A 10,638-nucleotide genomic window follows, 5' to 3' on the forward strand; every position below is an offset into this window, starting at 1 on the left:
ACTTAATTAGTTTGTTGTAAATTATAAAATTGAATGGCATTTTTGCCCATCACTGCTTCTTTTTCGTTTTCTGAAAGATTGGTAATAAATGCAGTTATAATTGCTTTTACTTGGGCATATTTTCCAGCTACCAGGCATACAGGCCAATCGGAACCAAACATAATACGTTTTGTTCCAAAAGCATTAAAAACCAAGTTTAAATAGGGCTGTATCTGTGCTTCCGTCCATAACTTGTAATCAGCTTCAGTTATCATTCCCGAAACCTTACAATATACGTTTTCGCATTTAGCAATTTCTTTCATTAAGGTGGCCCATCCATAAAAAAAACCATCTTTTATATAAGGTTTTGCGATATGATCTATCACAAATTTTTGGTTTGGAAAACGTTTTACAAACTCCAAAACAGCTCCCAATTGATGTGGAAACACCAAAATATCATAAGTAAACTGGTGTTTTTCAAGAGCTTTAATACCCCTTAAAAAGTTTGGTCGCAACAAAAAATTATGGTCAGGTTCACCCTGAACTACATGACGAAATCCTTTTAATCTCTCAAACGACGTATACTTTTCCAAAACAGTTTCAATGTCATTTCCCCTTAAATCTGTCCAGCCAACAACGCCTTTTATAAAATCGTTTTTTGAAGCTAAATCCAATAGAAAATCAGTTTCTGCCAATGTTTGGTCGGCCTGAACAGCCACACAACCATCAACGCCATTTTTCGCGTAGACTTCTTTTAAGTCTGACGGCATAAAATCCCTTCGGATAATGGCCATGTCGTCATCAATCCAATCGTGTTTTATAGGTTCGTATTTCCAAAAATGCTGGTGAGAATCTATTGTCATTATAAAATTTTAGTTAAAACTTACCGTTGCTTTAATCACGCCTGTTTCTGGCTTTAACCAACTATCAAAGTTCTGAATCATTTCTGTGAAATCTACGGAATGCGTAATAAATGAATCTGTTGGAAATTGATTAAGCACACTAATGACATGCTCAAAATCTTCTGTCGTGGCATTTCTGCTGCACATTAACGTCATCTCCTTGGCGTGGATTGCTGGGTGATTATATACCAATTCTCCTTTAGACAATCCAACCAAAATAAAACGACCACCGTGTGCCATATAACTCGGACAAGCCTCTAGGGCATATTTATTCCCAGAGGCGTCGAAAACAGCGGTGCATAAATCGCCATTGGTTATTCTAGAAATATCTTCAACAGCAGTTTCACCAGCTTTAACAACATAATCTACACCAATTTTATCTTTGGAGTAGGCCAATCGTTGTTCGTTCATATCAATGGCGATTACTTTTGCTCCGGCAATTTGCGCCAATTTCATAATACCGATGCCTATGGGGCCACACCCAACCACGGCAACGATTTCCCCTTTTAGGATATTGGCTCTCCTTATAGCATGTGCTCCGATTGCCAAAGGTTCAACAATGGCCATTTCATTATCTGAAAGCTTGTTTGCAGGCAATAAAATATTGTTTGGAACAGTGATTTGCTGTTGCATACCGCCATCGGCATGAACACCCAAAACCCTAATATTGGTGCAACAATTTGTTTTTCCATTTCGGCAAGCAATACATTTACCACAGCTTACATAAGGCATGACTACCACTTTATCTCCAGCCTTGATACCCTTTTCATTGTCATCTATTTCTAAAACCTCAGAGGCCAATTCATGTCCTAAAATTCTGGGATAAGTAAAAAATGCCTGGTTACCACCGTAGGCGTGCAAATCTGTACCGCAAATGCCTACTTTTTTTATTTTCAACAGGGCTTCGCCTGGTTTTCTAACAGGAATTTCTTTTTCCTTAAGTTGGAATTCTCCTGGTTTTTCACAAACTATGTATTTCATTTATATTTTTTTTCAATATAATTAATTCCATTTAAAAGCAAAATATTTGCATGTATCATCACTAGCATTACTAATTCCGTGAAGCAATTGAGAATTTGCAAAATATAAGTCGCCAGCCGATGCATTATATGTTTCACCATCAATCATCATTTCGGTATCTCCCGATAAAACCAATATAATTTCCGTCTCAATATGGGTATGTGGTTTGTGGCTAAGACCTTTTCTATTCAATTCGGTAATGTGCATTTCAAACCGTTCGCACATTGAAGTGGGTCTGTCAAAAAAAGCAATACCGCCACCTTTTGAACTGGGTTTGTATTCTAAATTTTCTATGTTATAAACCACTGTGCCAACACTTTGTTCCCCTCTTTCAATATTCATTGGCTTTTTAGATTTATAGCTCATAATATAATATGTAAGATTTCCATCTCCCACATTTTCAATGGAATGTACTTCCTTTGGCATAAATAACACCACACTTCCTGGGCCTACTATTTCACTTTTTCCTTCATTGGTGACTTTCATCAAACCTTCCTTTACAATAATGCATTCTTCAATATCATCATTGGCATTTGGTGCATTTGGCTTTGCTCCGGGTAATTGTGTTGTGGCATGAATTTCCAAATATTCAAAGTGAGGTGATGTGCCTTCAAGAATAGGTCTTGATTCTCTGTCTTCGCTTTTATTTACAATTAGTTCGTTCCATTTATAAACTCCATTCTTTACAGGTTCCAATTGCGCATGCATTGTAATTGAACAAAAAAACAAAACGCAAATTGCAATTTTTTTTATCATAATTTTATGTTTAACCTAAAATTCTTCAACAATTTGACTGCCTTCCATCCAAGCAATCATGTTTAACACTAAATAATTCCAATTTTGGAAACCTTTGTTCAAAAGCGGCTCTCCTGTTTCGGGTTCGTAGTATTCATGTAGAGCACCATTTTTTTCAAAATCCCTTCCAAATAGCCAAATAGTTTTTGACGCCAATTCCTTAGCCTCATCAATAAAACCATAATCCTTTAAACCTTTATAAACCATATAATTTGAAATGCCCCAAATAGGTCCACGCCAATTTGATGGGTTGGCACTTGCTCTCATGCTATACATTTTTTCCATTTTGGAAAGGGTACGTACTCCAGACTGCGAATTAAATGTTTTAGAATTTAAATAATGCTCCTTAACAATACGTTCAGCTTGCTCAGGAGTGGCGACTCCTGCCCACAAGGCTAAAAATCCAGACCACACTTCGATACGTTGAATAAGGCAATCATAATCACGCGGATAACCACTGTGAATCATAAACTCTTTGCCCAAAGTGTTATCCAATCTATTCTTTGCTGGGGTTAAATTAAGATCTACACTATAGTAAAATCCATCGCGCTCATCCCAGCAATGTTCTTGAATGGCAGCTTTTAAGTTTTTGGCATCCTCTTGAAACTCTTTACCAATTTCCACTTGATTAAGTTGTTTTGATAAATAAACCATAGCCAAAAGCTCTTTGTACATCAAACAGTTCAAATAAATAGAGCCAGAACTTTTTGGTGGTCTGAAAAAAGTACTTGGGTCGTTATCCACACCGATGGCCACATCGTTTTGCCAATAATACAACCCCGTGGCTTTATGGCGATGATACGTTTTGTAGTTGTTCACAAAGGCCTGTAAATAATAGAATTTCTCCCTAATCCATTCAGCATGTCCACCGCTGGTCTTTGTTAAAAAAGCAGCATGTTGCGCCAACACAGGTTTATGCATGTTAACATCATAAATATTTTCAGACAAAATATTACGTGGGTTGGAATCCTCCCAAATTACAATGGGCAAATAACCATCCCACTCTCCGTAATGCAAAAAATTAAGCACACAGCCCTGTTCATATTTAATGGCTTCCTTTTTGTCCTTTTCTGAACCTATATCCGTTAGAATTTGTCGAAGCGCAATATTACTTAACCAAGAATCCCAATCCCACAACACATTGTCATATTGGTTGCTCCCTGGTGTTAAAAACGGATAAACCAATGAACCGCTGCTGGGGCGATACATGTTTTTATAATCTTTATAAACATAGCTTTTTATAATGGAAGCATAGTTGGAAATAGAATTCTTTTGACCATAAATCAAAGAATTAAAAAAAAGGATAATAAAAGTTATTGCATATCTATTCATTAAAATTCTGGTTTAATTGGTTTTGCGTTTTTTAATGCATATTCCGCATGTTCCATGCCCAGACCGGGCGCTGTAGGTACGTTTAAGTAACCATTTTCAACTTTTATTGCTGGCTCAAACAAATCCGCCGTAGCTTCCATTCCCGTTTTAAGCTCTTGAAATAATCCAATATTTGGTGTGTAACTACTAAAATTAACCATTTCAGCATATCCTGCGTTTCTATTGGATATGTGAACAGTAATAGGCTTACCTAATCTATCCGCCATTTTAGCAACTCGTGACGCTCGAATAAAGCCGCCATAATAATGCAAATCTGGTTGGACAATCTGTAGAATGTTACCTGAAATAAGTTTTCGAAAACGATATTCACTAGATTCTTGCTCTCCACCAGATATTGGTATGCTGAGAGCATCTGCAACTTGCTTTGTTTCTTCAAAGTTATCAAAACGGCATGGTTCCTCGAACAAATAGGCACCAATACCCTCAAGTCTTTTACCAATCTCAATGGCGTTATTTACACCGTACGAACCATTAGCGTCTGCCTGAATTGTTATTTTATCACCTAATATTTTTCTGGATAACTCAATCAAACCTTCTGTTCTATTAAGAAGAGAATCTTTGTTTCGACTCATTCTACCACCAACTTTAAACTTGACAGCTTTGGCTCCGGTTTCTTCTATTCTTTGTTGAAGAACCTCAATTTCTTCTTCTGGTGTTGTGCCACGGTTTCCACTAGCGACATATATAGGAACTTTATCTCTTTGTTTGCTCCCGAACAAATCGCTAATATGTTTTCCTTCATATTTACCCAACAAATCAATAATGCTACCTTCTGCCCATGCAACACAACACCACAATGCCAAACCCTGCATTTTATAATTACTGTTGTGGACATATAATTCATCTAATAATGTTTCTATTTGCAACGCATTTTTTCCGATAAAAAAAGGAATAATCGATTTTAATAGTATTGGATAAAGAATATCGACATGTTTATTGGTAACTGAGATTCCCTCAATCCCATCTTTAGATCTAGTTCGAACAAAATAAGTTTCGCCCAAATTAACCAACTCCATCGACTCAATTATAATAGGCTGTTTCGATTTGTCTATTTTTAATTGTGGTTTGTTGCATATATCAATAAGTTCCTGTTCTTCAACCAAAGTATCTTCCTTGCCAATATTTGCACAAGACATTAATGATATCGCCAAACTGGACACCGATGTAATTTTTAAAAACTTTCTTCGGTTATAAACCATAAGGTTAATTTTAATTTTGCTCTAAAACATTGTTGGTTGGCGCCCACTTTTTTTGCCATTCCGGGTATTTTTCCAAAACATTTTGTGGCTCATAAGTGTACCAGGCATAACCATTTCTTCGCTCAACACTAACTTCAGACATGGAATACAAATACTTGCTATTTCGGTCGCAAAATAACGGCCTACCAGTTCTTAATTCATAATAGCGTGTCCAAATGGGAGCTGCTGAAGAATCAACCACAACGCGCCTATCTTTACTAACCGTTTTATACTTAGACTCGAAAGGCTCTATGTCAAAAGTTTCAACTCTAGTGTTATAAATTTTAGAGTCTTCAAACCACTTTACAGCACCTTGAATGGATTTTATAACTCTTTCAGTTGGATGATCTATTTGCATCAAAAATAAAACTACCGGCACACTTTCCTTGTTACAGATACTTGGTGGCTCAAAAGCACGAGCCCATGCAGGAGACAAATTTATTTCGTCATGTTGTTGGCACCAAGCTGTTAGTGTTCCATTATTTTCAATTTGCATGGTTAAAATGCATTCTAAACCTTTATTATAAGACTTTGTTACTTTTTTCTTTAACTCCTTATCTATAAACTGAAAATTTGTGTCATTATTAATTACTTTTTTCAGTAAATTCATTATACCCATATAGGCTTCATCATTAAAGGTTATGTGCCTACTGTAATTATCTTGTAAAGGGTAATATTGCGGCCATCCACCGTTTTCATATTGTGCATCAAGCATAAAGTGAATTCCCCTTAAAGAAGCTTCTTTATACTTTTCAATTTTAGTTACCGTATACACCTGCGCCAAATAAAATATGTGTGGAAATGTTGTTGAATTATCAAAAGTTGTGTATAGAACATCTTTTGTTTTTTCAACGTTTTTTACCTGTGCTGGTGTTAAAATAGCACGCATGTCATAGTTTTTTGGCCAGCCACCGTTATCTCTTTGAAACAAGATAATGTTATCAGCTATTTTGGTATAATCAGACTCCAAGTATCTTGTTTGATTGGGCACGGGGTCTACAAGGCTGTGTTCGTTTTTAATATTGTACCAATGTCCAATTCCATCAGCGAACGGCCTTGTACTAATCCTGGTATTTGTTTCTTTTCGGTTTTGTGCATTCAGGTAATTTCCTGAAGAGAGAACCACTACTAAAGAAAATAAAATACAATAAGCCTTAATTTTTCTATGATACATTAATTACCATTGTTAAGTTAATCGAGTGATTTATAAATGAAATTATCAAATTGAACCTGACCTTCTCCAAAAGCAAACAACCCCGCTCGGAGACTTAAAAATTCCCCGAAAACATTGTGATTAAATCCACTTGCTTCAATACTTCGTTCAACGCGGGACCAATTTTTAGCATCACTACTAAAATAAAAACTAACTTCATTTTCATCATTTAAAATACGCAAATAACCATGATTCCCAAGCATATTGGGTTCATTGATTTTTCTTCTTTGTCTGTTAAACACACTAAATCGTTCTTTGCTTGCAGAAATATGCATGTTTGCCACTTCATTGTAATACAGACACAAACCAAACTCAACATCATCTAAAACAGTGAACTCAACCTGTACTTCATATTTTCTATCTCCACTGTTCACCAAAATTGGAGAACTATCCGCAAACGATTTTCCTTTGGCTTGAAAAAGTAGTTTACCTTCCATGAAACTAACCCTATCTAGATCATTATCTTTATAAAACTGCCATTGAAGATTTAACTCCTCGTTATCAAAATCGTCACTCAAACCATGCGACGCCTCTGAAATTTTTAGTTTAGGAAGTTCAATATCATCTGAAGCCTTAATGTCATCAGGCACTTTAAACCAGCCATCTTCAGTCCATTCTATGGGCAACATTAAAGTTTGACGACCCAAAGTTTGAAAATGCTTTTCATAGCCATGATACATAATCCACCATTTGCCATTAAAATCATCTACCAAAGTTCCATGCCCTTGGTTCCACCAGCGCTCACCTCTATTTTCAGTGTGGACAATGGGATTATATGGTGAATTCTCAAAAGGTCCGTAGGGTGATTTGGCACGGGCAGAAACCACCATATGCGCTGTGGCCGGACCAGCGGTTCCTCCTTCGGCCGTAGTTAAATAATAATAGCCATCTTGAACGGTTGATTTTGGAGATTCCAAACAAAAACACTCAGTGCTCCATTCTTTTGGAAATTGCCAGCCTTCATAGTTTTGAACAGGTTCTTCAGCTGTTGCCAAACCATCATCCGTTAACTTTACAACATAGCCGTGTGAAAGGTACAAATAACGATTTCCGGCTTCATCAACCAGATGGCCGGGGTCGATATATCCACTTAAATTTAAATTAATTGGCTCGCTCCAAGGACCATTTGGCGTATCAGCATAAACTACCCAATTGGTTCCCCCTGCAGGAAAATAGATGTAATATTTATCGTTTACAAACACCAAATCTGGCGCCCAAACAGAGCCAACATTTTTAGTTAAGGCATGAGAAATACGTTCCCAATTTACCAAATCAGTTGAATGCCAAACAATCAACCCTGGATAGTAATTAAATGATGAATGCGTCATATAATAATCGCTTCCTACTCTTACAATTGAAGGGTCTGGATAATCCCCTCCTAAAATGGGATTTGAATACGTTGATTGCTCCGTCGCTTCTTCATCTTTACCATTTGTTCCAGATTCATTTTTGCAATTAGTAAGCATTAATACTGAAAACAATATTCCAACTACGATTAAGGCTGATTTTAATTTCAGTTTTTTTATTATAAAATATACCATTAGAACCATTCTATTTTTAAATCTTTTATCAACGTTGCACCACTACGCACCGTTCCTGTATGTTGAAAACTTATTCCCCCATAACTGTTAGGCGTGATTTCAACTTCCATATCAACTACTTTTACCACTTCGGATGTATCGTGTTGCGTAAAATAGTCTTCAGTATTTTCTGCATGAGCCATCAACTTATTGCCTTTAATCTCAACACTAATTTTGCAATTGGGACGATAACACGACGCAGAAACGGGTTGGCTTATTGCCGAGGCAGCGCCATTTTCATATTTCATTAAAACAAAATCAATTGCATCACTATACTTTGTGGTTCTGATTAATCGTAAAGCATAGCCATTCACGATTTTGGTGTCCATTTTGATACCAATATCCATATATTGCATTCTAGCACTGCTAAAACCTTGACCAGCCGTTTTAGATGGTAGGGCCACAAAACTGATTTTCATATCACCAAAACCATTCCCAACAGGTGTGTATCGCATTCTAGCTCCCTTGGTGTTTTGTACAAAACCTTTAACTCCTGCTGCTCCATTAATACCCTCACCATAATACCAAGGGTCTTGACTGTTATCAGCTTCCCAATTAAATTCTTTGGTATCTTCGGGTGCATAACTATCTAATGACCAAAAACCTGGTAAAATTTTTGGTTGATACTTACCAGACATATTCTCTAGATTTGGTATTAAAATCTTGGAATTTACTTTTACCTCTTTAGCTGAAATTGCTTTTTTGTAAACCACAGATTTCACTTCTCCTGGAATGCAACGTAAATGCTTTGGCGCTATGCTCGCCATAATATAATAACCAATATCCCCTTCAGAAAGTTGATATGTTTTCAAAGGGCTATCAAACCTTGAAACAGCGATTTCAATCGGTTCATCTCCATTTGCATTTTTACAGCGATACCAACTGATTATAGACTGGTCTTCAAAAGTCATATCTAAATCATAATCCAAATGAAGTTTACCCTCTTTTGGTTTACTAATCGTTGGGTGTTTTTTGAATGTGGGCGGATTGAGCAATGACGGTGCAATATAGAGCACTGTAGCCGATTCTAAACCTGATAGTGTAGATGCTGTTACAATAACTTCTTTGGTTTCGTTTTCATTGTTCGTTGGAATGACCAAGCACTTGCCATCTTGATTGTCCTGCAATTTTACAAACGACATGAATTCATCTGAAACTTGCCAGTTTATGGCTTCGCTTTCAACTTCAAAATTACCAAAACGATTTACCGTCGTTTCAAGAATCAAACTGTCTTTTCCTGTTTCTAGTTTTTGTTGTGTTGGTTTTATGATGAGTTGTGTTGGAATAGAAGAATAGTCTATACCTGTTTCTTTTTCAACTTGCTCAACAAGAGGTCTTATGCCCATTGGGTCCCAATTATCATTTCCTCGAAGTAAATTAAAGGTATTGTAAATAACCGCATTGTTATAATCAAAACGATAGGCATTGAGCAGTGGTTTCTTTGAAATATCTACCGTTGCATCAGGGTTGTTTTTGCTGATTAAAACAGGGCTTCCATTTAAATTCACATTACTTTGATAATATCGCGTTTCTAAAGCTGGAATATCGCGCCAACCCAGATATTCTAAATTTTCAGCTGAAAACCGAGTATCAATAACTGCTATAGTACCGTTAGCTTTCGCAAAATATTGATTGCCTCGTGTGTATGAGGTTATATCGCAATTTAGGAAAACAGAACCTGTGCCATCTGTTCTATAGAAAGGTTTTGAAGAATAAAAATCAAAAGTACAATTGAGATAGACAGCACTTCCATTAAGCGCGTCGTCAGTCATTTCAAAATGACATCCATCAAATAGCGTGCGTTCACTGCCCCAAAACGGACCTAAATTCAAGCGACTTATAAAACGTGAATTTCTAACCACAACTTTATCTCCGTTCGAGAAAACAAGCTGTGCCTGCACGATAGCTGAGCCACGTTTTTCTCTGTTCAATTTTGGATTTAACGGGTAAACCAAATCGATGTTGCAATAATTTCCAAAGGTGATATTCTCTGCACTAATTCCATCACCGTTAATTCTGAACATGGTAAAATTACCCTTAGAGCCCATGGTTTGTCCTCGATTACTGGCTAGAATTACATGTTCCGGATTGTCTGACAACCCTTGGAATTTTAACCATTCACAATTTATTTCCAGTCCTATTGGTGACCCTCCAACTCTATCAGGTAATCTAATTTCAGGGTCGTCTGGATCATCAATCCAGTACACCCACGGCGCAATGTAGAGCACCATGGGGGCTTCTTCCGTTCCGTAGGTTAGATGCTTGGAAGCTTCATTAACTGAATTGTAGACAAACTCATATTTTGCAGCCTCGTCGTTGCTCAATTGTCCATCAATAAATAAAGCCATTGGTCCTAGGTCAATTTTCTCGCCTTTATAAATAATGTAGGTTTTATTAAATTCTAAATCTTGGTATAAATCACCTTGATAACTTTGGGAAAAACCAGCCTGTACTATACCTAGAAAAATAATTAAAGTAGTTATTTGCTTTTTTATGGATTGATTGATGAACATAAATGT

Annotated in this window: 8 protein-coding genes; all 8 read right to left on the minus strand. The window is 36.7% G+C overall.

Annotated features, from left to right (window positions below):
* Positions 1-2: 2 nt before the first annotated feature.
* The 8 genes from ACB104_RS00900 to ACB104_RS00935 are packed head-to-tail and all read right to left on the minus strand — an operon-like array spanning position 3 to position 10,632.
* On the minus strand, positions 3-842 hold the full coding sequence (locus tag ACB104_RS00900; protein WP_370476374.1) for an amidohydrolase family protein: 840 nt from the start codon (positions 840-842) through the stop codon (positions 3-5).
* A 9-nt stretch (positions 843-851) separates the two neighbouring features.
* Positions 852-1,862 carry a zinc-binding alcohol dehydrogenase family protein gene (locus ACB104_RS00905; protein WP_370476375.1) on the minus strand — a complete coding sequence of 337 codons (1,011 nt, stop codon included), beginning with the start codon at positions 1,860-1,862 and terminating at the stop codon, positions 852-854.
* A gap of 21 nt (positions 1,863-1,883) precedes the next feature.
* Positions 1,884-2,657: a cupin domain-containing protein gene (locus ACB104_RS00910; RefSeq protein ID WP_370476377.1), complete on the minus strand. Its 774-nt coding sequence runs from the start codon at positions 2,655-2,657 to the stop codon at positions 1,884-1,886.
* A gap of 15 nt (positions 2,658-2,672) precedes the next feature.
* Positions 2,673-4,028, minus strand: coding sequence for an MGH1-like glycoside hydrolase domain-containing protein (locus ACB104_RS00915; RefSeq protein WP_370476379.1), 1,356 nt, complete (start codon positions 4,026-4,028; stop codon positions 2,673-2,675).
* Positions 4,028-5,287, minus strand: coding sequence for a mandelate racemase/muconate lactonizing enzyme family protein (locus ACB104_RS00920; protein WP_370476380.1), 1,260 nt, complete (start codon positions 5,285-5,287; stop codon positions 4,028-4,030). The genes ACB104_RS00915 and ACB104_RS00920 overlap by 1 nt, the downstream gene beginning before the upstream one ends.
* Before the next feature lie 10 nt (positions 5,288-5,297).
* A complete protein-coding gene (pelA, locus tag ACB104_RS00925) occupies positions 5,298-6,500 on the minus strand; it encodes a pectate lyase (RefSeq protein WP_370476382.1) in 1,203 nt (400 codons plus the stop codon).
* Between the two features lie 17 nt (positions 6,501-6,517).
* A complete protein-coding gene (locus ACB104_RS00930) occupies positions 6,518-8,080 on the minus strand; it encodes a family 43 glycosylhydrolase (protein ID WP_370476384.1) in 1,563 nt (520 codons plus the stop codon).
* On the minus strand, positions 8,080-10,632 hold the full coding sequence (locus tag ACB104_RS00935) for a hypothetical protein (protein ID WP_370476385.1): 2,553 nt from the start codon (positions 10,630-10,632) through the stop codon (positions 8,080-8,082). The genes ACB104_RS00930 and ACB104_RS00935 overlap by 1 nt, the downstream gene beginning before the upstream one ends.
* Positions 10,633-10,638: the final 6 nt, after the last annotated feature.

The organism is Tamlana flava (assembly GCF_041287255.1).
Taxonomy (GTDB): domain Bacteria; phylum Bacteroidota; class Bacteroidia; order Flavobacteriales; family Flavobacteriaceae; genus Tamlana; species Tamlana flava.